Source organism: Pelomonas sp. BJYL3 (genome assembly GCF_027257975.1).
Lineage (GTDB): Bacteria > Pseudomonadota > Gammaproteobacteria > Burkholderiales > Burkholderiaceae_C > Roseateles_B > Roseateles_B flavus.
This window is the reverse complement of the sequence record NZ_JANZKX010000006.1, coordinates 57,970-81,178: the sequence shown is the minus strand read 5'-3', so window position 1 is coordinate 81,178 and position 23,209 is coordinate 57,970. Positions and strand designations below refer to the sequence as shown.

Here is a 23,209-nt window from a genome sequence, read left to right as displayed (position 1 = left end):
CGGGACTCACATCCGGCTGTCCTGCTGGGCGCCGCCGCTGAGGTCCACCATGTCCGGCTTCAGCGCGGCAAAGGCCAGCACCTTGCCGCCGAAGGCCTGGGCGAAGGCCTGGGCCGCGGCCTGCTCCTTGAAGCTGGCGATGGTTGGTCCCATGGAGCCCTGGCGCTTGCTGCCCAGCACGTAGAAGCCCTGGCGGACGTCGAACCAGTGGCCGCGCGGGATCTCCCAGTCGGCCTGTGCCATGTCCTGGGTGTAGGCGATGCGCACGGCGCGCTGCTGCTCGGGCTTGAGCAGCACGTTGAAGAGCTCGACGGTGTCGCAGAACCAGTGCGGCTTGCTCTCGCCCACGTAGAGGATCTGGCCCTTGGGACCCGGGTAGTCGGCGAGCAGCATGCCGTCGAGGTCGCAGCTGAGGCCGGCGATGATGTCGCTGGGCGCGGGCGGCGCCTCGTCCTGCTTGCCGCAGGCGCTGAGGGTGCCGACCAGGCCGAGAAGTCCCAGGGCAAGACCCTGGCGACGGGTCAGCGCAGGCAGGCGGGTGGGCAGGGTGTTCATGGCTTGAATCTCCAGGAGGCAAGGGCCAGTGGGGCGAAGATCCAGCCCAGCATGGCGGTGGCCAGCAGCCAGGGCTGGCCCAGGCTGGGCGGCACCACCGCCGCCAGGCCGTAGAGGCGCCGGACATCGTCCAGCGCAAAGACGTTGAGGATGCGGAACAGGTCTGCCGGGTTCAGCAGCAGCACGTAGGCCAGGGCCTCGCCGCCCACCTGACCCTGGCTGGCCACCAGCAGGCCCATCAGCGCCAGGTCGAAGACCAGCACCAGCACGAACCACAGGCTGATGGCCAGACCCGAGGCCCGGGTGCGGTCCCGCGCCAGCACCGAGATCAGCAGGGCCAGGCTCAGAAAGGCCAGGCCCAGCAGCACGGAACTCAGCACGAAGCCGCTGTAGTGGTAGAGCCCGGCCTGGCCGAAGCGTTGCCACAGCAGCACGCCCACCAGCGCAAAGCCGATCAGCGTGGACAGGCTCAGCGCCGCGGCCAGGCCCAGGTACTTGCCCAGCAGCAGCTCCAGCCGCGTCAGCGGATGGGCCAGCAGCAGGTCCAGGGAGCCGCGTTCGCGTTCGCCCACGACGGCGTCGAAGCCCAGCAGCAGGGCGATCAGCGGGATCAGGTAGATCACCAGGCTCACGAGGCTGGCGATGGTCAGCTCGATGGAGCGCGGCCCGACCACCCCCTGCGCGGCGCTGCCGAAGTAGGTGATGGCCAGCGAGAAGGCCGTGAAGACCAGGGCCACCGCCAGCACCCAGCGGTTGCGCAGGCGGTCGCGGAACTCCTTGCCGGCCAGGGTGGCCAGCGCATGCCATTGCAGTGGACGGCTCATGCGGCCTCCCTCAGCTCGAAGTAGACGTCTTCCAGGCTGGGCTCCTGGATGCCGAGGTCCGCCAGGGCCAGCGCGGACAGGCGCTGCAGCACCGGCATCTTCAGCTCGCGAGGGCAGCGCAGGCAGGCCTGCCCGGGGCCCTCGCGCTGCAGCTGCAGGCGCTCCATCAGGCCCGGCAGCTGCTGGGGCAGGGCGTCCAGCTGGGCCGGCGTCCCGCTGAGCAGGAAGCGAAGCGGCATGGCCGAGCGCTCGCGCAGGGCCTGCACCGTGCCCTGGGCCTTGAGCCGGCCGCCGCTGAGCATGGCCAGGGCGTCCACGCGCCCCTGCAGTTCCGCCAGGATGTGGGAGCTGATGACCAGGGTCACGCCGCGCGCGCGCAGAGCGTCCAGCTGCTGGTAGAAGTCGCGGATGGCGGCGGGGTCCAGGCCGGTGGTGGGTTCGTCCAGCAGCAGCAGGCGCGGCTCTCCCAGCAGGGCCTGCGCAAAGCCCAGGCGCTGGCGCATGCCCTTGGAATACTCGCGCACGGCACGGCGGCCGGCTGCGGCCAGGCCGACCTGATCCAGCAGGGTCTCGCACTGGGCCAGGGGCGCGCCCTTGAGCCGTGCGAAGAACTGCAGGGTCTCCAGGCCACTGAGGTTGTCATAGAGCACCAGGTTCTCGGGCAGATAGCCCAGCAGACGGCGCAGCTCGCGAAAGCGCGGGCCGTCCACCGGCTCACCCAGCACGCGCAGGCTGCCTGCGGTGGGGCGGATCAGGCCCAGCAGCAGCTTGAAGAGCGTGCTCTTGCCGGCGCCGTTGTGGCCGATCAGGCCGAAGAGCTGGCCCGGCGCCACGTCCAGGTCCACGCCGTCCAGAGCCTTCAGCAGGGTGGGGCCGGCGCCGTAGTGCTTGCAGAGGCCGCGCAACTGCAGCACGGCCCCGCTGTCATTGTGCGAGCTTGTCACGCCAGGTACTCCAGTCGCGGTGTTGGGGGGTCATGCGCGGGGCGGCGTCGACGACGCTGGGCACCCGCAGCACGGGGAACTGCTGGCCCAGCACGCGCAGGGCCTGCACGGCGGGACTGCCGCTGAGCAGGGCCATGGCCGGGTGCTGGTATTGGAGGCGGTCGACCACGTCGTTGGCCTCGTAGGGCAGGTCGCCCAGGCCGTCGCCGTCGCGATCCCAGCCCTGGTAGTTGCTCCAGTGATTGCCCTGGCCCCGGCTGCCCTTGCCGTCACCCCAGGCTTCGTCACGGCTGCCCACGTAGCGCACCTGCTCGCGGTTGCCGATGAAGTCGTTGCCCTGCACGGTGTTGCGGGTCGAGCCGGCGCTGAGGTGCACGCCCACGGCGTTGTCCAGCACCAGGTTGTTGCGCAGGGTCGCGTACTCGACGTCGTAGATGAAGAAGCCGCGGCCATTGCCCACCACCACATTGCCCTCGATCACCGAGTCCTGCAGGGTGCGCAGCATGATGCCGTGGTCGGTGTTGGCCCAGGTGCGGTTGTTGCGCACGGTCTGGTCCCGCACTTCCATCAGGGCCAGGCCGCCGCGGTTGTGATGGCTGTCATTGCCCTCCCACAGGTTGTAGTAGGAGTTCATGTAGTGGGTGCCATAGCGGCTGTGGTGCAGCTCGTTGTCCTTGAACTCGGCATGGTGGGAGACGTCCACATAGAGCGCGTCCCGCACGAAGCTGATGCGGTTGCCCAGGATGCGCGCGCCATGCGTGTTGTAGAGCTGCACGCCGTTGCCGCGCTGCGAGGTGTTGAGGTCGCGCAGGCCGGTGATGTTGTTGCGCTCGACGCGCACGTCGTCGGCCTTCTCGATCCACAGACCGAAGAGGTTGTAGACCAGCTCGCAGGCCTTCACGACGGCGCGGTGAGAGCCGGGTGCCAGGTAGATGCCGGCGTGCTGGTCCTTGAGGCTGTGGCCGCTGTCGCGCACGATCAGCCCTTCGATGCGCACATCGGGCGCCGTCACGCGGATGGTGTCGCCGCGCCGGCCACCACTGATCGTGGGGCGGTCGAGGCCGCGCAGGGTCAGGGGCTTGGTGACGCGAAGGGACTCGTCGTGAAAGGCCCGCTCGATCTCCACCACGTCGCCCGCCGCGGCACGGTCCAGCACCGGCTGGATGGCCTCGCCGGGCTTGACGCGCCAGGTGGCCGCCCACGCCGCGCCACTGAGCAGCAGGCCCAGCAGCGCCGTGATCAGCCGTGCGGTGGGGGGCTTCATGGCAGCAGCACTCCCATCGCCTTGAGCAGCAGGAAGAGACAGGCGCCCAGCAGCAGGTTCTTGAATCCGACGTAGCTGAGCATGTCCATCACGCTGGCGCGGCGGTAGTTCGCCTGCCACCAGGGGCCGTCCTTGACGTAGCGGCGGCCCTGCAGGCGGATCAGCACCTCGTAGACGCTCCAGCCGAACCACCACAGGATCAGCGCGGGGCCGGACAGCCGCCCGGTCGCTGCCAGCACCCAGGCCACGCTGGCCGCGAGCGCGAAGGCCACGCCGGCGAGCAGCAGGGCACGGGGGCCGCGCAGGCTCTGCGGGCTCCAGGGCCAGAGGTGGTCGCGCAGCTCCAGCAGCAGCCAGCGCAGGCCGGTGGCATCGGCCTTGTGGGGCGGCTGCTGCGGCTCGGTGGGCATGCGCGGGTCCGGACCCTGGGCCACCTTGGCCGGCAGTTCCGGTGCCACGGGGGTGAGGGGGATGAAGTAGCCGTCGCGGCCGATGGGCGTGATCAGCAGACCGTCGCGCTCGCGGCGCTTGCGCTCCTTGGCCAGCGGCGGGCAGCCGGCGGTGTCGGTGTAGAGCACCATGCAGTCCAGGCAGTGCAGGCACTCGCGGTGGTCGATGCGGCCGGCCGCGTCGATGGCCTGGGCGCCGCAGCCCACGGCGCAGGCCTTGCAGCTGTTGCAGTCCATCTTGCGGCGCAGGCCGAACCAGCGGAAGGTGCTGGGCATGGCCAGGGCCGCGCCCAGGGGGCAGATGTACTTGCAATAGGGCCGCTCGACAAAGAGCGAGACGCCCAGCAGCGTGCACACAAAGAGCCCATAGGGCCAGGCGCGGTGCAGGATGCCCACCAGGAACGTGGTCTTGAAGGGCTCGACCTCCGCGAGCATCTCGGCCGTGCTCATCGAGACCATGGACACCGCCAGCAGTCCGAAGAAGATGCCGTATTTCAGCCACTTGAGCTTGTCATGCACGGCCTGCGGCACGCGGCGCTGCCAGCGCTTCAGGCCCAGCCTGCCGCCCACCTTGTACAGCGCCTCGGACAGCGAGCCGAAGGGGCACATCCAGCCGCAGAAGAGCCCGCGGCCGAACAGGAAGACGGTCAGGATGATGAAGATCCAGAAGACGAAGATGAAGGGGTCGGAGAGGAACAGCGACCAGGTCCACTGGAACAGCAGCGAGTGGAACCAGGTCAGCACCTGCGTGATGGAGGGCTGGGCCATCACGCCGAAGCCCACGAAGGCGATGGACAGGGCCCAGGCGCTGTACTTGAAGAGATTGACCGGCCACTTGTTGCGGTGCGTGGCGCGGCGCGTGAGGCGTTCGCGCAGGGCATAGACCAGGGTCACGGCCAGCAGCAGCACGATGAAGGCGGCGATGCCGGGGGCGCGCGCCTTCCAGACGCGGCGCCAGGGGGCCTCATCCTCCTCGACCTCGGGCCGGCCGCCCTGCATCAGCTCGGCGGGCAGCCAGTACTTGGCCTCGAAGTTGGCGAAGCTGCGCTGGCCCGTGGCACGGTCCACGCGGTTGCCCAGGAAGGCCAGCTTCCAGGGATAGGCCGCCGAGAAGCTCGGCGCGCGGATGATGAAGATGGCCGACTCGGTGTAGCCCGGCGCTCCCGCGGCTTCGAGGCCGTAGAGGTTGAGGTAGTCCAGGTCGCGAAAGGTGAAGGACTCGGCGCCCTGGCGCACCTGCACGCGGTCGTAGATGCCGCCTCGCACGAAGCCCGAGCCCTTGAAGGACTCGGCACCGGCGGTGCGGATGATGAAGAAGGCCTGCTCATGGGCCTTCAGACGGCTGCGCAGGTTCTCGTAGCCGGTCGCGCCCAGCAGGCTGCGGCCGAGATCGGGATGGTTCAGGTCACCGAACCACAGCTCGATGAAAGGCTCGGACGCGCGATCCAGGCCGACCTGCTCCGGCCGCACCTGCAGGCGCTGCACGGCGCCCAACTTGATCAGCTGCTCCCAGCTGTATCGGGTGCCGGCCTCGATGGCCTTCAGCGGCTCGCGGTGCACCGGCGCGATCAGCCCCACCTGGCGCGCCACGGCGCTGCTGGAGAGCTGCATCACCTGGTTCTGTGCGATCACGGTCACGGTGGCGCCAGAGATGGCGTCCACGCCCAGCACCTGCTCCTCGGGGCGCGAGGGGCCGACCTCGATCTTGTCCCGCACGGACTTGCCCACGTACTGGTGGTTGAAGTTGACCAGGGCGGCTTCGGGGATGCCCAGCAGCAGGATGGGCTCGGAGTGCTTGAGCACCTTGACGCCCACATAGCGGCCTTCGCGGTCCATGCCGATCAGCGTGACCACGGGCTTGCCGGAGTAGGCGGGGGTGTCGGTGATGTCGGTGGACAGCATCACATAGCCCAGCAGCGGGCCATGCGCCTCGCCGGCCTTGGCCGGACCGTAGGCTTCGACATAGGGCGGCTGCCCCTTGCGCGCAGAGAAGCTCACCGCGCCCGGGAACACCGCGGCGCAGTCCAGCTTCGCGCACAGCTCCGGCGCCGTGGCCAGGTCATCCGGCAGGTGCGCCTCGTAGGCCTGATGCGTGCCGCGCTCCTGCGCCCTGGCCGCAGACGCTTGATCTGCCGCAAGCGCCAGACCCGCGAATCCGCCAAGAAAAAGCGCGGCCCACAAGGCCGCGATGAAACGAAGAACTACCGACATCTTCTCTTTCCCAACCTGTCGAATGGTCTCGAGTCACCCGACAAGCACTCCCATCGAAAACGTGTCCGGCGCCGCCAGCACACCCCAACCGAGCCCGAGCGCCAAAGCGCGCCCGGCGCAGCCGTGGCGCCCCCAGCGACGTCCGAGGATCCGGCTTTGCCGGTCCTTCGGATGTGCCCCCTTGAGGGGGCGCGCGAAGCGCGTAGGGGGTGGACCTTTACTCGACAATCATGCGAGTGCGCATTTCCAGGTGCAGCGCATGGCAGAAGTGCGTGCAGTAGCACCAGAACACGCCCGGCTTGTCCGCCACGAAGGTCACCGACGCGGTCTCCAGCGGGTTCACGATGAAGTTCACGTTGTACTTGGGGATCGCGAAGCCGTGCGTCAGATCCTCCACCTTGTCCAGGTTGGTCAGGATCAGCGTGACCTCGTCACCCTTCTTCAGCTTGAACTCGCGCATGCTGAAGGCCGGAGCCTGCGAGGTCAGGCGCACGGTGACCTTCTTGCCATTGCGCTCGACGCCCGACTCCTTCGGGTCCTTCACCGCCAGCGGGAAGTCCTCGAGCGAGTAGACCTGCTTGGGCTTGACCAGCTCGCGCTTGAAGATGATGAAGTCATGGGGCTCGCCACGCACCGGGTGGTCGGCCATCAGGACCATCTTGTCGCCCGAGATGTCGATCATCTGCTCGTTCTCGGGGTGCAGCGGGCCCACCGGCAGGAAGCGGTCCTTGGAGAACTTGCAGCCCACGGCCAGGTACTTGCCGTCTGCAGCGCGGGTCTCCGACTGGCTGGCGTTCAGGTGGCCCGGCTGGTATTGCACGTCCAGGCGGTCGACCACGTACTTGGCGCTCTTGTCCCCGCCGTGGAACTTGATGGCGGCGTCCACGTTCCACTTCACGACCTGGCTGTCCAGGAAGAGGGTGGTGTAGGCGTTGCCGCGGCCGTCGAAGGCGGTGTGCAAGGGGCCCAGACCCAGCTCGACTTCGGCAACGATGGCCTTGTCCGGCGCTTCCAGCTTGCCGTCAAAGTAGTCCAGCACCTTGGCCAGCTCGATCACGGTGGCCGTGGGCGAGAGCTTGCCGGCGCAGATGAAGTACTTGGCGTCGGGGCTGGCGTTCACGCCGTGCGGGTTCTTGGGCACGCTCACGTAGGCGGTCAGCGCGGTCTTGGGGTCCTTGTTGGCGTCGCGCGTGCCGTCCACGACCGGCACCTTGGAGTCGCCAAAGGTCTTGAACTTGCCGGCCTTGACCGCGGCCTCGATGCGGGCCACGTTGAAGAAGAGGCAGGCGTCGCGCTCGGCGGACATCATGTCCTCGTACTTCGCGCCCATCTCGGTGTTGTACTGGTTGGTGGCGGCCAGCTTGCCGTCATAGGACGTGGCGACCAGGTCGCAGTTGCCGTCGATCAGCACCTGCCAGCGGACTTCCATGGTCTCGGCGTCCACGCAGCTGAAGAGCGAGCGGTACTTGCTGCTGTCCTCCGTGCCGGTGTTGGGCAGGGGGATGGCAAACTCGCCGCCGCAGAAGACGCGGGTGGTGTAGTTGATCTTCGGATCGACCGGGTCGGCCTTGTCCGGGAAGATGCCGTGGAAGCCCTGCACATTGGGCAGCTCGGTGATCTTGTCGCAGACGAAGTAGTCCAGGCGGATACGGGCGATGCGGCTGTTGATCTTGTCGTTGACCCAGGCGTAGCGGCCGTCGTAGTTGCCGTCCTTGTAGGAGGCATGGACGTGGTGGGTATCGGCCACCGTGTAGCGCAGGCTGCCGTCGGCCTTGGTGCCCATCACCTTCTTGGATTCATTGGTGATGCCCCAGCCCACCAGGGCGTCAGGATTGAAGCAGGGGATGCGCAGGATCTCGCGGCCCGAAGGCAGGCCCAGCACGCGGACGTCACCGGTGTGGCCGCCGCTCCAGAGGCCGTAGTAGCTGTCCAGCTCACCGGGCTTCAGGTGCGAGGCATTGCCACCGCCATGAGCGGCCGCCGCGGGGGCACTGCCGGCGGCCGCAGGGGCGCCTTCGCTCTTCTTCTCAGCGCAGGCGGCGACGCCCAGCGTCAGGCCGGCCAGCGCCGCGGAGTTCATGAATCGGCGACGTCCCAGGCCGCTGGATTCCTCGTTCGTCAACTTCTTTTCGTCCTTCATGGGGTGACCTCTGGTGAATGAAACTCAGGCTTCGGGACGCGGCGCCGCAGCGCTGGGGGAGGACGTCCTCGATTGGCCTGCATCGTCTGGAAAGCCGGGGTTCCCCTCCTTGATCCAGTTCAAGGTTTGAAACTTTTCTGAAAAATATAGCTTTAACGGAAACGGCGCTCTTGTGCGGCCGCTCCGAGATGCACAGAATCCGCCCTGTCCGGCCCCTGCACCGCAGCAGCGGCCATTGCGGAGAGCACACATGACTCAGATTTCCAGCGGCCGTCAGGCCACCCGTTCGCTGATCAGCACCCTGATCGTCCTGGCCGCGGCCAGCCTCGCCGCCTGCGGCAAGCAGGACGCCCCGTCCACCCCCTCCAGCACCGCCGCTCCCGCGGCCAGCACGGCGGCTCCGGCCCCGGCGGCCGCGCCTGCCGCAGAGAACACCGTCGGCAAGTCGGTCTTCGGCAAGACCTGCTCCATGTGCCATGCCGCTGGCGTGGCCGGCGCACCCAAGCCCGGAGACAAGGCCGACTGGGGCCCGCGCATCGCCCAGGGCAAGGACGTGCTCTACAAGCACGCCCTCGAGGGCTTCACCGGCGCCAAGGGCATGATGCCCGCCCGCGGCGGTGGCGCCTCGCTGACCGACGACGAGGTCAAGGCCGCCGTCGACTTCATGGCCGACCAGTCGCGCTGAGTGAGCCCGAGCCGGAGGGACACATGATGCAAAGGCGTCAATGCCTGCGCCGCCTGGGGCAGCTGGCGGGTGGTCTTCAGCTGATGGCCTGGAGCGCCGTCGCGCTGCCGTCTCATGCGCGCGGCGCGGCTACGGCGTGGCAGGAGAGCCGGGTGCTGATGGGCACCCGGGTCGATCTCATGGTGAGCGCCGTGCCCGAGGCCCTGGCCCGCGTGGCCATGGCCAGGGCCTGGGACCGCATGAGCGCGCTCGCAGCGATGATGAGCCGCTTCGAGGCGGGCAACCCCCTGGACCGGCTCGCCAGCGTGGCGGGGCAGGGTCAGGTCTTGCCTCTTCCCGGCGAGCTGATGGCCGTGCTGCATGCCGCGCTTCAGCGCGCCCAGGACAGCGGCGGCTGCTATGACCCGACCGTGGGCAGCTACCAGGGCTGGGACTTCCGCCCCGGCATGGAGCACCGCCCCGGCGAAGGCGAGCTGCAGGCCCAGCGCCCGCTGAGCGGCTGGCGTCACCTGACGCTGGACCTGCGCCGGCAGCGGGCCTCGCTGGACCGCGCCGGCGTGCGCCTGGACCTCGGTGGCGCGGCCAAGCTGCCCATCCTCGAGGCCGGCCTTGCCGTGCTGCGCGAGCAGGGCGTCGCCAACGCCTTGCTCAACGGCGGAGGGGACATCCTCACCCTGGGCCAGGCCGAGGCCGATCGCCCCTGGCGCGTGGCCTTGCGCGACCCGCGCGAGCCCACGTGCTGGCTGGGCGTCCTCGACATGCCCGCCAGCGGCGCCGTGCTGGCCGCCTCGGGGGACTACGAGCGCTGCTTCGAGCGCCAGGGGCGACGCTTCCACCACATCCTGGATCCGCGCAGCGGTGAACCCAGCCAGGGCCTGCACGGCCTCGCGCTGCTGGGCCGCAGTGCGGCCGAGCTCAACGCCTGGGGGCCGGCCATGATGGTGGCCGGACCGGCCCAGGCGCGCCGCTGGGCGCAGGGCCTGCAGGGCGTCGAGCTGATGCTGGCCGGGCCCGGCGAGGGGCAGGGCTCGCAGCAGCTCTGGACCAGTGCCGGCCTGGACCGGCAGCTGCAGCGCGCCTGAAGGCCGGGGATCCGCCCCGGCCTCAGTGCACCCAGGGCTCCCAGGGCCAGGGCATCGGCCCCGCGGCCTGCGCCGTCCACTGGCGGCGGTAGGCCGAGGGCGCCATGCCCACCACGCGCCGGAACTGGCGGCTGAACTGGGCCTGGTCGTAGAAGCCGCAGCCCAGGGCCACGTCCATCAGGGACTCCTCGTCCTGACGCAGCAAGGCACAGGCAGCGCGCACCCGGTGGCGCACGATGAACTCCTGCGGGCTCATGCCGAACACCCGCCGCACCAGGGCCGAAAAGCGCGCCTGGCTCAGGCCCGCCATGTCGGCCAGCTGCGCCACGCTGTGGCGGCGCTCGCAGGTCTTGGTCATGGCGTCGACGGCCTCGACCAGGGTCGCGTCGCTCCCATCGCGGCGCAGGCCGGGCACGTCCTTGGAAAGGCACAGGATGCCGTGCAGCTGCCCGCTGGCCGAGCACAGCGGGTACTTGTGCGTCACGCACCAGCCTGAGCCTCCGCCCGGCAGCAGGATGGGATCCAGCTGGTAGAGCAGGGGGCTGCGCCGGCTCAGCACCCATTCGTCCTGGGCCAGGTAGCGGCGGGACAGGGCATCCGGCCACAGTTCCGTGACGGTACGACCGCGCAGGCTTGCATCCTGCGGCAGGCCCAGGCGCTGCAGCAGGGAGGCATTGAACGAGACATAGCGTCCCGCGCGGTCTTTCACCACGAACAGAAAGCCGGCCAGGCCTTCAAACAACATCGCGGTCTGCGCGGCCCCGAAGAGCAGGGCCTGCTCCGTGGCCGCGTCGACGCGCGCATCTTCGACCCTGGGCAGGCCAGGCCCTTCGCACCAGGGCTTGCCGGCCCCCGGGCGATCCGCAGCGGGACGTTCGGCGTCTGGCCGTTCGACATCGGCCCGCGTGGGTGGCCGGCACAGGGCACGCATGCTTTCTTGCATGTTGGGCTCCTTCCTTGCACTCTCTCTCCGTGCCGGATGTTGACGCAGCCGCTCCCCTCACGGGGGCAGCTGTCGCCCCGTCTCAGGGCATGTCCGCATGCGGATATCCCTGAGAACTGAGGCTTGAAAACGTCACTTGGGGAAGGTGTAACTCAGCGTGAATGCACCGCTGCCCGCATAGGACTTCACCTGGGCGTAGTAGTAGCCCGCCGTGCCGTTGTAGCTGATGGATTCAACGGAGCTGCTGCCCTCGCTCTTGGCCGCCACGGCCCAGGCGCTGCCATTCCACTTGTAGAGGTAGAGATCGAAGTCCGTGCCCGCGGGGCCGCTCAGCTTCAGCGTGAAGGTGCCGCCTGCCGTGCTCTGGTAGTAGCCATTGCCGCCACTGGGGTAGCTTGCCGAGGCACCGGTGCCGCTGAGCGTGCCGTTGACGGTCACCGAGCCGCTGCCATTGCCCGAGCCGCCCGTGTAGCTGTTGAAGACCTGGCCGGCGCGCGCCTCGTTGACGGCATGCCAGGGCTGGCCCAGGGCCCGCATGCGCGAGTTTTCCGTGGGGCGGTACAGGCCGCTGGTGCAGTACTTGGCGCCTGCGAACAGGCCCACCGTGCCATTGGCATAGCTGCCCGGCTGAGTGGGCACCGGCGTACCGCTGCTGATGAAGGAGGCCCACTTGGCCGCGCTGCGCGTGCTGGCCCGCGTGGCATTGGCCTCGCTGGGTTCGGTGCTGGCATCGCAGGTGCCGTAGTCGTATTCGTCCGCCAGCTTGAAGGCGGTGTGGCCGATCTCATGCAGGGCAATCTCGATGGACTGCGGGTGCATGGTCATGGTGCCAATATTGCCGCCGGCGCCGCCATAGGTCGTGCTGTTGGCCACCACGATGATGACGTCGCGCGCGTCCGCCGTCGTGACGGTGCCGACGGCGGTGAAGACCTTGCTCTCGTCGGCACAGACCAGGCGGTCGATGCCGTAGCAGCCGATCACCGTGCCCAGGGCCGTGTTGCGGGTGACGCCGCCCTCGCTCACGCCGGACTGCGGGCTGACGATGTCCACGCGGCGGATGTTGATCGAGTTCTTGTAGCTCGCGAACAGCGGATCCGCCAGGATGCCGGAGCTGATCTTCTGGGCGTCGGACACCCACTTGCTCTGGTCCGCGCTGGCGTAGCCGTCGCCGATCAGCACGATGTCCATGCGCTGGCCGCTGGCGCCGCTGTTCCACAGCACGGTGCTGCCGGTGGGCGTGGCCAGGCTGCTGACGAGGCCGCGCTGGCTGGTGTCCAGGGCGCCTCGCGCGGCCAGCTGGTCCAGCTCGGTCCGCGCCAGGCGCTTGAGGGGCGTCGCGCCGGCCAGCGCATTGCGCGCGGCCAGCTGGCTGCTGTGCTCGACGATGTCCACGCTCTGGACCTGGGCCGACCAGGGCAGGCGCAGCTCCACGCTGCCGTCGCGCTGCAGGGCGCGGGCCTGCTGGATCTGGCCGGTGGCCGGGTTGAACACCTCGGCCCACTGGCGGCTGGGGTGCGCGATGCTGCGGCGGAAGAGCTCCTGGCCCCTGGCATCCCGGGCGATGAGAACCAGGTCGCCGTCGCGTGCCTCGCCGGGCTGGGCCTGGCTGGCGAAGCTGCCTTTCTCGGCATGACTGATCTGCAGGCCCGCCGCAGGGTTCAGCGGGTCGTGGCGCAGGCGCAGCAGCAGGTCCTCGGCCTGCGCGGTCGATGCCAGCGCGAAGGGAAGGGCCAGGAACAGGGGAAGCGGCGACCGCAGGCGTCGACGCAGCGCAGGGGAAGTCTTCATGGGGCTGTCTCGCAGGTGTGTTGTGAAGTGGTCCGGCCTCCCTCTCGAGGCAGGCGGCGCGGCATCGTGGCCGCCGTGCGATCTTGTCGGGGCCCCGGCGCCTCGCCTTGTACGGATTCAGGCCGGTGCCCCCAATCGCGACAAAGCGTTGTGCGCGGGCGGCAGGGGATTGCCCGGGGATGCCTCCGGCCACTTTTGCCGCCTGTTGCGCCCTGCATGTGCCAGGGGTATGACAGCCGTCACCATCTCGCTGGCTTCTGCTTGCATCTATTGCCAGTTCCTCAGGGTCTGCAAATGAGGCTCAATCGCATCCACTCGCTGCCCGGGGGGGCGGCGGATCAGAAGGAGATGAGACATGACCGTTGATGTGGCGCCTGCCGCGCCCGGCTTTGTGAGTGAGCTGCTGACGCCCGGGCAGCTCAAGCGCCTGATTCCCCGCAGTGCGGCCTCCGCCGCCACGGTGCAGCAGGCCCGCAGAAACGTCCGCAGCATCCTGCAGGGCCGCAGCGACCGCCTGCTGGTGGTGATCGGCCCCTGCTCCATCCATGACTGCATGGCCGCCCGCCATTACGCGCGCCGCCTGCTGCAGATGCGGGAGCAATGGGGCCAGGAGCTGGAGATCGTCATGCGGGCCTACCTGGAGAAGCCCCGCACCACGCTGGGCTGGACCGGCCTCCTCAATGATCCCTTCCTGGATGGCAGCGGCCTGATCTCCCATGGCCTGGAGATCGGCCGCAGCCTGCTGGAGGAGCTCAACGCCATGGGCGTGCCCGTGGCCCACGAGATCGTGGCGCCGGCCACCATGAGCTACCTGGACGACCTGCTGTCCTGGGCGGCCGTCGGCGCGCGCACCTCGGCGTCGCCGGTGCACCGCCAGCTGGCCTCGGGGCTGGACATGCCGGTGGGCTTCAAGAACGGGGTCGAGGGCCAGGTGCAGGTGGCCGTGGACGCCATCCAGTCAGCGCGCCACCCGCACAGCTACGTGGCGGTGCGGCCGCAGGGCACCCTGGGGGTCTACAGCAGCCTGGGCAATCACGACGCCCATCTCGTCATGCGCGGCGGCCGGCAGCCCAACTACGACGAGGACAGCCTGGCCACCGCTGCCGCTCTGCTGCGCAAGGCGGGCCTGCATGAGGCCCTGGTGGTCGACGCCAGCCATGGCAACAGCCAGAAGGACCATCACCGCCAGTCCATGGTGTGCGCGGACCTGGCCGGGCAGATCAGCGGAGGCAACCGCAGCATTGTCGGCGTGATGGTGGAGAGCAACCTCCGCTCGGGACGCCAGGACCTGCTGGCCGGCCGGACGCCCGATCCGGAGCTGAGCATCACGGACGCCTGCATCGGCTGGGACGAGAGCGCCGAGGTCCTGCGCCTGCTCGCCGAAGCCGTGCGTGCGCGGCGCAGCCGGAGCCTCCAGCCGGCGCCTGAAGTGGCCTGCTGAGCCGCTGCGCAGCGCTGCACCTTCCCGTCACGCTCCCATCACGTTTCCCGCGCCCGCCACGCCGCCCTCGCGGTGCGCTGGCGGCCGCCGCATTCCAGGAGAAGCCCCTCATGAACGCCCAGACAGACCACCTGCTGCCGCACGTCACCACCGGCCCGCGCGCCAGGCAAGACCTGACCCCATCGAACGCCGACACGCGGCGGGATCCCGACCCTGCCACCCAGCTGGCCCACAAGCTCGCCAGCCTGCGGCAGGCCGCGTCCGCGCTGCATGCGCAGGGCGGCTTCCCGGACCGCGCGCGCCAGCTGCTGCTGCTGTGCGAACAGCTGCAGCAACACAGGGAGTCCCTGATGCAGGCGGGCTGGCTTGCCGGCTACGCGCCCTGGGACCAGCACCTGGACTTTGAGGCCGGCCTGGCCGCGGTCCGGCAGCTGGCGCAGGAAGTCGCGAAGGAATGGTGCGACGCGCCCCTGGCCGCTGACGGCGAGCCGCTGGCGCTCGACAAGGACGGCCGCCGCTGGGCCGCCCAGGTCCTGACGCGCGCCGAGGGCGTGGACGTGCTCGTGCTGGGCCTGCATCGCCCCTGCGCACACCTGCTGCTGGGCTTTGCCCGCGCCTGGCTGGCCGGCCGGGCCTGCCTGGTGCTGTGCCCCGAGGAGCACCCGCTGCTGGAAGCCCTGATGCTGGCCCTGCGCCGCGGCCTGCCCCATGGCGGCGCGGTGCTTCGCAGCATGGTGGGGGTGGACCTCGGCCTGGCCCTGGGGCAGCTGCTGCCCGCGGACCAGCTGCAGGTCTGGAGCACGCCCGGCAGTGCCGAGATGCGCTGGGAGCACCTGGCCGGCTGCGCCGCGGAACGGCTGTTGCAGCTGGCGGCGCCGGGACTGGCGGTGGTGGATGCGTCCGTCGAGCCCGGCAGCCCGCTGTGGGATCGCCTGGTGGACCTCGTTGCGCTGGGCATCCAGGCGCTGCAGGGCCTGCACGAGCATGCGGTGCGCACGGTGTGGTTGCCGCGCGAACGGCTGGCGGTCTTCCAGGAGGCCGTGCAGCAGCGCTGGCGTACCTGGCAGGGCAGCCGCCCGGCCCGGCACTGGCAGAGCGGGGCGGACGCCGTGCAGCGCCTGCGGGCCCAGGCCTGGCTGCAGGACGCCCTCGCGCAGGGCGCACAGAACCTCGCCAGCGATCCTCTGGGCCCCGCCATCGTGCAGCTGCAGCAGCCGGCGGGCGGGGAGGGGCCCGGCATCGCCCCGCCGCCGCTGGGCCCGGTGCTGGCCCTGTGGGCCTATGACGATGTCGACGCGCTGGACGCCGCCCTGCAGGCGCCGCGCAGTGACGGCCGCGGCGGTCTGGCCGTGCTGGCCAGCGCCGATGCCGCCCACCGCCGCGCCTGGAGCGAGCCCCTGGCCCGCCACCATCGATTCCTGCACCTGCTCGACGGCCCGTCCGCACACCTTGCCCAAGCCAGCCCGGCCACGGACCCCGAGCAGACGCTGCGTGGCGCCTGGGAGCTGCTGGCAGCGCTGGACCGCGCCACCGTGCGCACCACGCTGAAGACGCTGCTGCGGTCCTGCACCGTGCTGGCCGAGCCCGTGCCCCTGGGCGAATGCCTGCAGCAATACCTGCCCGGTGCGGCGCGTCGGGACGTCGAGGTCCATCCCTTTCGGCGCTTCTTCGAGGACCTGGCGGTGGGGGACTCCCTGCTGACGCACCGTCGCACCGTGACCGAGGCCGACATCGCGGCCTTCGGGGGCGTCTCGGGCGACTACTTCTACATGCACTTCGACGCCGAGGCCGCCGCCGCCTCGCCCTTCGGCCGGCGCATTGCCCATGGCTACTTCGTGCTGTCGGCGGCGGCGGGTCTCTTCGTCTGGCCCGGGGAGGGGCCGGTGCTGGCCAACTACGGCCTGGACCGGCTGCGCTTCATCCAGCCCGTGGGCATTGGCGACACCATCCAGGCGCGCCTCACCTGCAAGCGCAAGCAGGACAAGCCGCAGGGCGGCGCCCGGTGCGGCCAGGGCGTGGTGGTGTGGGACGTGCAGGTCACGAATCAGCACGGCGCGACGGTGCTGAGCTACGACATCCTCACCCTGGTGGCCAGGCGGCCGCGCGAGGCGCAGGCCTGATCCGGGTGCCGCCCCTCAGCGGCTCGGCGAACGCTGGGCGAAGTAATGGGCGGGCGAGTCACCAAAGCAGCGGCGGAACATGGCGATGAAGTTGCTGGGCGTGGCGTAGCCCAGCGCGTCGGCCACGTTGGCGACGCTGTCGCCGCGCGCCAGGCGCTCCAGCGCATGGGTGAGCCGCGCCTGCTGCCGCCACTGCGCGAAGCTGACCTGCGTCTCGGCCATGAAGAGCCGGCCCAGGGTGCTGGGCGAGAGGCCCGCCCATTGCGCCCAGTCGTCCATGGTGCGCTTGTCCTCGGGCTGCTCCAGGATGGCATTGGCAATGCGCAGCAGCCGCCGGTCCTCGGGCATGGGCAGGTGCAGGGGCTCGTGCGGGGCCTGGCGCATCTCGTCCAGCAGCACGGCCAGCATGCGCTCCTGTTCGGGGTTCAACCGCTCCTGCTGCGTCCAGGACACCGCCCGGCGCACCAGTGCCCGCATCAGCTCGCTGATGCCGAACACGCAGGGCGTGGTCGGCAGGGACTGACAGGCCGAGGGCGCGATCACCACGCTCCAGCCGCTCATGGCGCCGCTGATGCTGACCTTGTGCGCCATGCCCGGCGGAATCCAGCCGGCACGGTGCGGCGGCAGCAGCCAGGAGCCATGCGGCGTACGCACATGCACCAGACCGTTCTCCACGCAGAAGGCCTGGCCGCGCAGATGGCTGTGCCAGTCGATCTCGCGGGTGCCCAGGCGGTATTCGGTCCCGGCGTCGTCCTCGCCCCAGATGGCAATCAGCGGCGGGCCGTCCGCCCGTTCGCTGAGGTCGGGGGAAGGTTCGGGCGTGATCGGAGGGGCGGTGTCGGGCATGACTGGAAATCATTATTTTTAGATCGAACAACGCTATCACGCTTTTGACACCCCGCCCAAGAATTCAGGTCAGGGAGAGGCAACACCATGAATCGCCACACGCAAACACTCGCATTCGCCGGCCGCCTGGCCGCGGCCACTGCCCAGGGCGCCATGCCCAGCCAGGGCCGCCAGACCACGCGCCGGACCGCTCGCCTGACCGGCCTGCTCCTGCTCGCCGCGGCCCTGGGTGGCTGTGCCACCCCACCCCCGCCGGGCCAGGCCGCCAGCCTCCTGGAGGCCCAGGCGCTCCAGGTGCCTGCCGCCGGCGCCGCGGCCCCGGCCGCCACCCGCCCCTGGCCGCGCCAGGACTGGTGGCTGGCGCTGGCCGATCCCCAGCTCAATGCGCTGATCGACGACGCGCTGGCCCATGGCCTGGATCCGGCCGTGGCCGATGCACGGCTGCGCCAGGCCCATGCCCTGGCCGGCGTGGAGCAGTCAAGCCGGGCGCCTCAGGTCTCGGCCAGCCTGGGCTGGCAGGGAGAACGCCAGTCCTCTCGAGCCGTGGCCCCCGACCAGGGCGGCGGGCGCTTCAGCCGCCAGTGGCAGGCCGGCCTGCAGCTGGACTGGACGCCGGACCTCTGGGGCGGCCGCCACGCCGCCTGGACCGCCGCGCTGGGGAGGCTGCGCGCGGCCGAGGTCTCGGCGCAGGACGCCCGCATGCAGCTGAGCGTGGCCGTCGCCCAGGCCTACATGCAGCTGGCCTATGCCCATGTGCAGGGCGACATCGCGCAGGCCGAACAGGAGCGCGTGGCCGAGGTCCAGCGCCTCACCCGCCAGCGTGTCGGCAGCGGCCTGGGCACCCAGGCCCAGCTGCGCCAGACCGACAGCGACATGGCCAGCGCCGCACGGCAGCGCCTGATGGCCGAGCGCCTGGTGAGCATGGCCCAGAGCACGCTGTCGGTCCTGCTCGGGCAGGGGCCTTCGCGAGGGGCGGCGATCACGCGCCCGGCCTGGCCCTCCGACGCCCCCTTGCTGGCCCCGGCCTGGCTGCCCCTGGACCTGCTGAGCCGTCGCCCCGACATCGTGGCCGCGCGCTGGCAGGTGGAATCGGCCCGGCTGCATGTCGAGTCCGCCCGCACGGCCTTCATGCCCAACCTGAACCTGGCCGCCCTGGTGGGGGTGGCCGCCACGCCCTGGAATGAGCTGCTGCGCAGCGGCGCCGGCATGGCCCAGCTCTCGCCGGCCCTGAACCTGCCGCTCTTCGACGGTGGTCGCCGACGGGCCGGCCTGGCGCTGCAGGAGGCGCAGTACGACGAGGCCGTCGCCCTCTACAACCAGACCCTGGTGCGCGCCGTCAACGAGGTCGCGGACCAGGTGCAGGCCCAGCGCTCGCTGGCCGAGCAGCTGGAGCAGCAGCAGCGCGCCCGCGACGCCGCCAGCGAGGCCTGGCAGCTCGCCGAGCAGCGCTACCGGGCGGGCGTGGGCAGCTACCTGGACGTCCTGTCGGTGCGCCAGCAGCTCCTGCTCGCCGAGCAAGGCCTGGCGGCCCTGCAGGCCCAGCGCATCCAGGACGGCCTGCAGCTGGTGAAGGCCCTGGGCGGCGGCTTCCAGGCGGAAGGCGAGCCCAGGCTCTAGCAGCCCGACGGCCCGAGGGCCATGAATCACGACGCAGAGGAAGCAATCATGAGTACAGACAAGAATGTGCAGGGCGCCGCCCCTGCTGGCGTGGCATCCGTCCCTCCCGCGGAACCGGGCGGCCCGGCCTCCAGGCAGCGCAGGACGCTGCTGCTGCGGGCGCTGCTGCTGGGTGCCGGCGTCGGCGCGGCGGTCTGGGGCTTCTGGTACCAGCAGGAAGGGCGCTGGCAGGAGGAAACCGACAACGCCTACGTGCAGGGCAATCTGGTCCAGATCACGCCGCAGACCGCGGGCACGGTCGTGGCCATTGCCGCGGACGTGGGCGAGCCGGTGGGCCTGGGCCAGACCCTTGTGTCGCTGGACCGGACGAACAGCGACGTGGCCCTGTCCTCCGCCATGGCTGACCTGTCCAGCGTCATGCGCAAGGTCAAAGGCCTCTACACGCAGGAGCGCGGCTTGCGCAGCACCATCCAGGCCGCCGAGGCCGATGTGCAATCCCGCCGCGTCACGCTGGACAAGGCCCGTGCCGACTACCAGCGCCGCAAGGAGCTGGCCCGCTCCGGGGCCATCTCCGACGAGGAGCTGGCCCATGCCCGCGACACCCTGTCGGCCGCGCAGAGCGCACTGGCGGCCTCGCAGAGCACCGTGGCCTCGCTGGAGCAGCAGTACCAGGGGAGCAAGGCCCTGGTGGACGGCACGGTGGTGGTGTCCCATCCGGAGGTCCAGAAGGCCGCCGCGACGCTGCGCTCCGCCTACCTGGACCAGATGCGCACCGCGCTGATCGCGCCCGTGGCCGGCCATGTGGCGCAGCGCACGGTGCAGCTGGGTCAGCATGTGGCGCCGGGCAGCGCGCTGATGTCGGTGCTGCCCCTGGACCAGGTCTGGGTGGAGGCCAACTTCACCGAGACGCAGCTGGCCCACATCCGCATCGGGCAGGCCGTGGAACTGCGTGCCGATGCCTATGGCGACGCCGTGAGCTACACCGGCCGCGTTGCCAGCCTGGGCCTGGGCACGGGCAGCGCCTTCTCGCCGCTGCCCGTGCAGAACGCGACAGGCAACTGGATCAAGATCGTGCAGCGGCTGCCGGTGCGCATCGAGCTGACGGACCCGAAGCAGCTGATCAGCCATCCCCTGCGCCTGGGCCTGTCCATGCGGGCCACGGTGGATGTGCATGACGTCAGCGGCCCGCTGCTGGTGGCTCAGCCTCGCAGCCGGCCCGGCCTCAGCACCGATGTCTATCGCAAGCAGGTCGACGCCGTGGATGGCCTGATCGAGCGCATCGTCCGCGGCGGACGGCCCGCGGCCCTGCCTGCGGTGCTGGGAGACGGTCGATGAGTGCGGCTGCCGGAACGGCCGCGCTGCCGGGCGCTGGCAGTGGCGCGCCCGCGGCAGCACCGCCGGCGCCGGCGGGCGCCGAGTTCGTGCCTCCCAGCGTGCCCATGGCCACCGTCGGCCTCGCGCTGGCGGTGTTCATGCAGGTGCTGGACGGGACCATCGCCAATGTGTCGCTGCCCACCATCGCGGGCAATCTGGGTGTCAGCACCAACCAGAGTGCCTGGGTGATCACCACCTTCTCGGTCTGCAATGCCATCGCGCTGCCGCTGACCGGCTTCCTAGTGAAGCGGGTAGGGCAGGTGCGCCTGTTCATCTGGTCGACCCTGCTCTTCACCCTGGCCTCGCTGCTGTGCGGCATGGCCCAGAGCCTGGGCGCGCTGGTGCTGTTCCGCGCCTTGCAGGGGGCGGTCGCCGGGCCGATGATCCCGACGACGCAGGCCCTGATGCTGTCCATCTACCCGCCACACCGGCGGGGATTTGCGCTGTCCATGATCGCCATGGTGACGGTGGTGGCGCCCATCGCGGGGCCCCTGCTGGGCGGCTGGATCACCGACAGCTACTCCTGGCAATGGACCTTCCTGATCAACGTCCCCATTGGCCTCTTCGCGGCGGCCACTGTGTCCTCGCAGATGCGGGGTAAGCCCGAGAAGACCGAGTCCGTGCGGGTCGACCACATCGGCCTGGCCACCCTGGTGCTGGGCGTGGGCGCGCTGCAGGTGGTGCTGGACAAGGGCAATGACGAGGACTGGTTCCAGTCACCCTTCATCGTCGTCATGAGCCTGATCGCCGCGCTGAGCCTGGCGGTGTTCGTGATCTGGGAGCTGCATGAGCGCAATCCCATCGTGAACCTGCGCCTCTTCGCCAACCGCAATTTCGCGGCGGGCACGGTGACCCTGGTGCTGGCCTACTCCGCCTTCTTCGCGGTCAATGTGATCGTGCCGCAGTGGCTGCAGCGCACCATGGGCTACACCGCCATCTGGGCGGGCCTGGCGGCCGCGCCCATGGGCATCCTCCCGGTGCTGATGACGCCCTTCATGGGCAAGTACGCCCCGCGCTTCAACATGCGCTGGATGGTGTGCAGCGCCTTCGCCATCCTCGGCGCGGCGTCCTTCATCCGCGCGGGCTTCTTCCTGGGCGTGGACTTCACGCACGTGGCCGCGGTGCAGCTGCTGCAGGGTCTGGGCCTGGCGCTGTTCATCATGCCGATCAATGCCATCTTGCTGTCTGACCTCAAGCCGCAGGAGATCGCCGCGGCCTCGGGGCTCTCGACCTTCAGCCGCACCCTGGGCGCGAGCTTCGCCGTGTCCCTCACCTCCCTGGTCTGGGAACGGCGCGCCGTGCTGCACCACGCCCACCTCGTGGAAGGGCTGCCACCCGGCACGCTGGGTCCCGCCGCCGCGCCGCTGGCGCCCGGTGACTCCGCCTTCGCCTTCCGCCTGAACCACTACCTGGACCAGCTGGCCTACCAGATGTCCTTCAACGACGTGGCCTATGCCCTGGGCTGGGTCTTCATGCTGGCCATCGCTGTCGTGTGGCTGGCCAAGCCCCCGTTCACGCCCAAGGCACCGCCGGGCAAGCGCTGAGCCGCTCGCCGCCCACTCACCACTCTCATGAAAGGAGAAGCCATGGACGCTGCCATCCAAGCCGCCCAAGTGTTCGAAATGGACGGATTCCCCGTCGTCACCTTCCGCAACGACGCCATCCGGCCCGGCTACGCCGCGCGCTGGGCCCGCGAGATGGAGGCCCTGGTGGCCCGGGCCCAGGCCTTCGTGCTGCTCTTCCTGCCCGAGCGGCCCGAGGAGACGCTGGAGGACCGCAAGCAGCGCGCGCTGTGGCTGAAGTCGAACAAGGACGCGCTGTCCGAGCACTGCCGCGCCCTGATCACGGTCGAGCCGGACCCGCAGGAGCGGGCCGCGGCCGCCAAGGAGGCGCAGGCCATGCAGAAGGCCTTCGGCCTGCTGCTGGTGAGCGTCGCCAGCGAGTCCGAGGCCCGGGACCTGGCCCAGTCCCTCCTCGCGGCCTGAACCCACGCATCAACCCCCATCAAGGAATCTGACGTGAATCCCTCAAGCAAGAAAGCCCCGGCCCTGCGCCGATCCTGGCTCTTCCTCGCCGGTGCCGACCGGCAGGCCCTGCTCGAAGGCGTCCATTGCGGCGCCGACGTGCTGGTGCAGGAGCTGGAGACCTTCACCCCGCCGGCGCGGCGCCCCGAGGCCCGCCAGCTCAGCGGCGAGGTGCTGAGCGCCTGGCGCGAGGCCGGCATTCTGACCTCCGTCCGCGTCAACCCGCTGGAGAACGGCGGCATGGAGGACCTGGAGGCCGTCATGCGCCACCGGCCGGACATCATCATGATGTCCTTCATCTCCACGCCCATGCAGGTCGTGGCCCTGGATCAGGCGGTGAGCCACTACGAGCGCGAGTACGGCATCCCCACGGGCTCCACCGAGCTGGTGCCCAATATCGAGAGCACGCAGGGCCTGATCAACACCATGGCCATCGCCAAGTGCAGCGCCCGCATCAGCGCCTTGCTGGTTGCCACGGAGGACATGGTGGCCGACATGGGCGCCCGCCGCACCCGCGCCGGGCATGAGCTGGACTATGTGCGTTCGCGCTTTCTCGTGGAGTGCGCGGCCGTGGGCATGCCGTCCATCGACTGCCCCTACAGCTACTCCGACAACGAAGGCGCCGAGCTGGACATGCAGCGCTGCCGCGACCTCGGCTTCCGTTCCAAGGCCATCGTCAACGCGCAGTTCGTGCCAGTGGTGAACCGCTGGCTGACACCGACCGCCGCAGAGCTGTCCCTGGCTCGCCGCGTGATCCAGGCCTTCGACGAAGCCCGCAGCCAGTCCGGCGGCAAGCGCGTGCCGGCGGCCGTGGTCGACGGCTTCCTGGCCGAGATCCCCGATTACCTCGCCGCCCAGCGCCTGATCGCGCGGGCCATCCAGTTCGGCATGGAGTGAAGACC

Annotated in this window: 18 protein-coding genes; 9 read left to right on the top strand and 9 right to left on the bottom strand. The window is 70.0% G+C overall.

All coding sequences use genetic code 11. The annotated features are described in order from the left end of the window. Positions 1–6: 6 nt before the first annotated feature. The 6 genes from O9Y01_RS17850 to nosZ form a co-directional block, all read right to left on the bottom strand. On the bottom strand, positions 7–555 hold the full coding sequence (locus tag O9Y01_RS17850) for a nitrous oxide reductase accessory protein NosL (protein ID WP_269632965.1): 549 nt from the start codon (positions 553–555) through the stop codon (positions 7–9). Further along, positions 552–1,379: an ABC transporter permease gene (locus O9Y01_RS17845; protein WP_269632964.1), complete on the bottom strand. Its 828-nt coding sequence runs from the start codon at positions 1,377–1,379 to the stop codon at positions 552–554. The genes O9Y01_RS17850 and O9Y01_RS17845 overlap by 4 nt, the downstream gene beginning before the upstream one ends. Further along, the gene (locus O9Y01_RS17840; RefSeq protein WP_269632963.1) at positions 1,376–2,323 is read right to left on the bottom strand and encodes an ABC transporter ATP-binding protein; all 948 of its coding nucleotides are present in this window, start codon (positions 2,321–2,323) and stop codon (positions 1,376–1,378) included. Before O9Y01_RS17840 ends, O9Y01_RS17845 begins: the two co-directional genes overlap by 4 nt. After that, positions 2,304–3,587, bottom strand: a complete 1,284-nt coding sequence (locus O9Y01_RS17835; RefSeq protein ID WP_269632962.1) for a nitrous oxide reductase family maturation protein NosD — start codon at positions 3,585–3,587, stop codon at positions 2,304–2,306. Before O9Y01_RS17835 ends, O9Y01_RS17840 begins: the two co-directional genes overlap by 20 nt. Beyond that, entirely contained in the window at positions 3,584–6,247 is a 2,664-nt protein-coding gene (locus O9Y01_RS17830) for a NosR/NirI family protein (protein ID WP_269632961.1), read from the bottom strand. Before O9Y01_RS17830 ends, O9Y01_RS17835 begins: the two co-directional genes overlap by 4 nt. Positions 6,248–6,464: 217 nt before the next feature. Then, the gene (gene nosZ / locus O9Y01_RS17825; RefSeq protein ID WP_269632960.1) at positions 6,465–8,387 is read right to left on the bottom strand and encodes a TAT-dependent nitrous-oxide reductase; all 1,923 of its coding nucleotides are present in this window, start codon (positions 8,385–8,387) and stop codon (positions 6,465–6,467) included. Positions 8,388–8,637: 250 nt separating this feature from the next. Here nosZ and O9Y01_RS17820 point away from each other — a divergent pair, with 250 nt between their 5' ends. Next, positions 8,638–9,072, top strand: a complete 435-nt coding sequence (locus tag O9Y01_RS17820; protein ID WP_269632959.1) for a c-type cytochrome — start codon at positions 8,638–8,640, stop codon at positions 9,070–9,072. A 23-nt stretch (positions 9,073–9,095) separates the two neighbouring features. Continuing rightward, positions 9,096–10,154, top strand: a complete 1,059-nt coding sequence (locus tag O9Y01_RS17815) for an FAD:protein FMN transferase (RefSeq protein ID WP_269632958.1) — start codon at positions 9,096–9,098, stop codon at positions 10,152–10,154. A gap of 22 nt (positions 10,155–10,176) precedes the next feature. Here O9Y01_RS17815 and O9Y01_RS17810 read toward each other — a convergent pair whose 3' ends face one another. Together O9Y01_RS17810 and O9Y01_RS17805 are read right to left on the bottom strand one after the other, a co-directional pair. Then, entirely contained in the window at positions 10,177–11,097 is a 921-nt protein-coding gene (locus O9Y01_RS17810; protein WP_269632957.1) for an AraC family transcriptional regulator, read from the bottom strand. Between the two features lie 132 nt (positions 11,098–11,229). After that, on the bottom strand, positions 11,230–12,885 hold the full coding sequence (locus O9Y01_RS17805; RefSeq protein WP_269632956.1) for a M64 family metallopeptidase: 1,656 nt from the start codon (positions 12,883–12,885) through the stop codon (positions 11,230–11,232). Positions 12,886–13,240: 355 nt separating this feature from the next. On the opposite strand from O9Y01_RS17805, the gene O9Y01_RS17800 reads away from it, so the two are divergent. Further along, on the top strand, positions 13,241–14,326 hold the full coding sequence (locus tag O9Y01_RS17800) for a 3-deoxy-7-phosphoheptulonate synthase (protein WP_269632955.1): 1,086 nt from the start codon (positions 13,241–13,243) through the stop codon (positions 14,324–14,326). Positions 14,327–14,436: 110 nt separating this feature from the next. Continuing rightward, a complete protein-coding gene (locus tag O9Y01_RS17795) occupies positions 14,437–16,446 on the top strand; it encodes a MaoC/PaaZ C-terminal domain-containing protein (protein ID WP_269632954.1) in 2,010 nt (669 codons plus the stop codon). A 15-nt stretch (positions 16,447–16,461) separates the two neighbouring features. Here O9Y01_RS17795 and O9Y01_RS17790 read toward each other — a convergent pair whose 3' ends face one another. Further along, positions 16,462–17,292 carry an AraC family transcriptional regulator gene (locus tag O9Y01_RS17790; protein WP_269632953.1) on the bottom strand — a complete coding sequence of 277 codons (831 nt, stop codon included), beginning with the start codon at positions 17,290–17,292 and terminating at the stop codon, positions 16,462–16,464. A gap of 87 nt (positions 17,293–17,379) precedes the next feature. Between O9Y01_RS17790 and O9Y01_RS17785 the strand changes: the two genes are divergently transcribed. The 5 genes from O9Y01_RS17785 to O9Y01_RS17765 are packed head-to-tail and all read left to right on the top strand — an operon-like array spanning position 17,380 to position 23,204. Next, positions 17,380–18,909 (top strand): efflux transporter outer membrane subunit, encoded by a 1,530-nt coding sequence (locus O9Y01_RS17785; protein ID WP_269632952.1) that lies wholly within the window; start codon positions 17,380–17,382, stop codon positions 18,907–18,909. A gap of 48 nt (positions 18,910–18,957) precedes the next feature. Beyond that, entirely contained in the window at positions 18,958–20,244 is a 1,287-nt protein-coding gene (locus O9Y01_RS17780; RefSeq protein WP_269632951.1) for an efflux RND transporter periplasmic adaptor subunit, read from the top strand. Continuing rightward, a complete protein-coding gene (locus tag O9Y01_RS17775; RefSeq protein WP_269632950.1) occupies positions 20,241–21,827 on the top strand; it encodes a DHA2 family efflux MFS transporter permease subunit in 1,587 nt (528 codons plus the stop codon). The genes O9Y01_RS17780 and O9Y01_RS17775 overlap by 4 nt, the downstream gene beginning before the upstream one ends. Before the next feature lie 42 nt (positions 21,828–21,869). After that, the gene (locus tag O9Y01_RS17770) at positions 21,870–22,268 is read left to right on the top strand and encodes a hypothetical protein (protein ID WP_269632949.1); all 399 of its coding nucleotides are present in this window, start codon (positions 21,870–21,872) and stop codon (positions 22,266–22,268) included. A 33-nt stretch (positions 22,269–22,301) separates the two neighbouring features. Beyond that, entirely contained in the window at positions 22,302–23,204 is a 903-nt protein-coding gene (locus tag O9Y01_RS17765) for an HpcH/HpaI aldolase/citrate lyase family protein (protein WP_269632948.1), read from the top strand. Positions 23,205–23,209 lie beyond the last annotated feature (5 nt).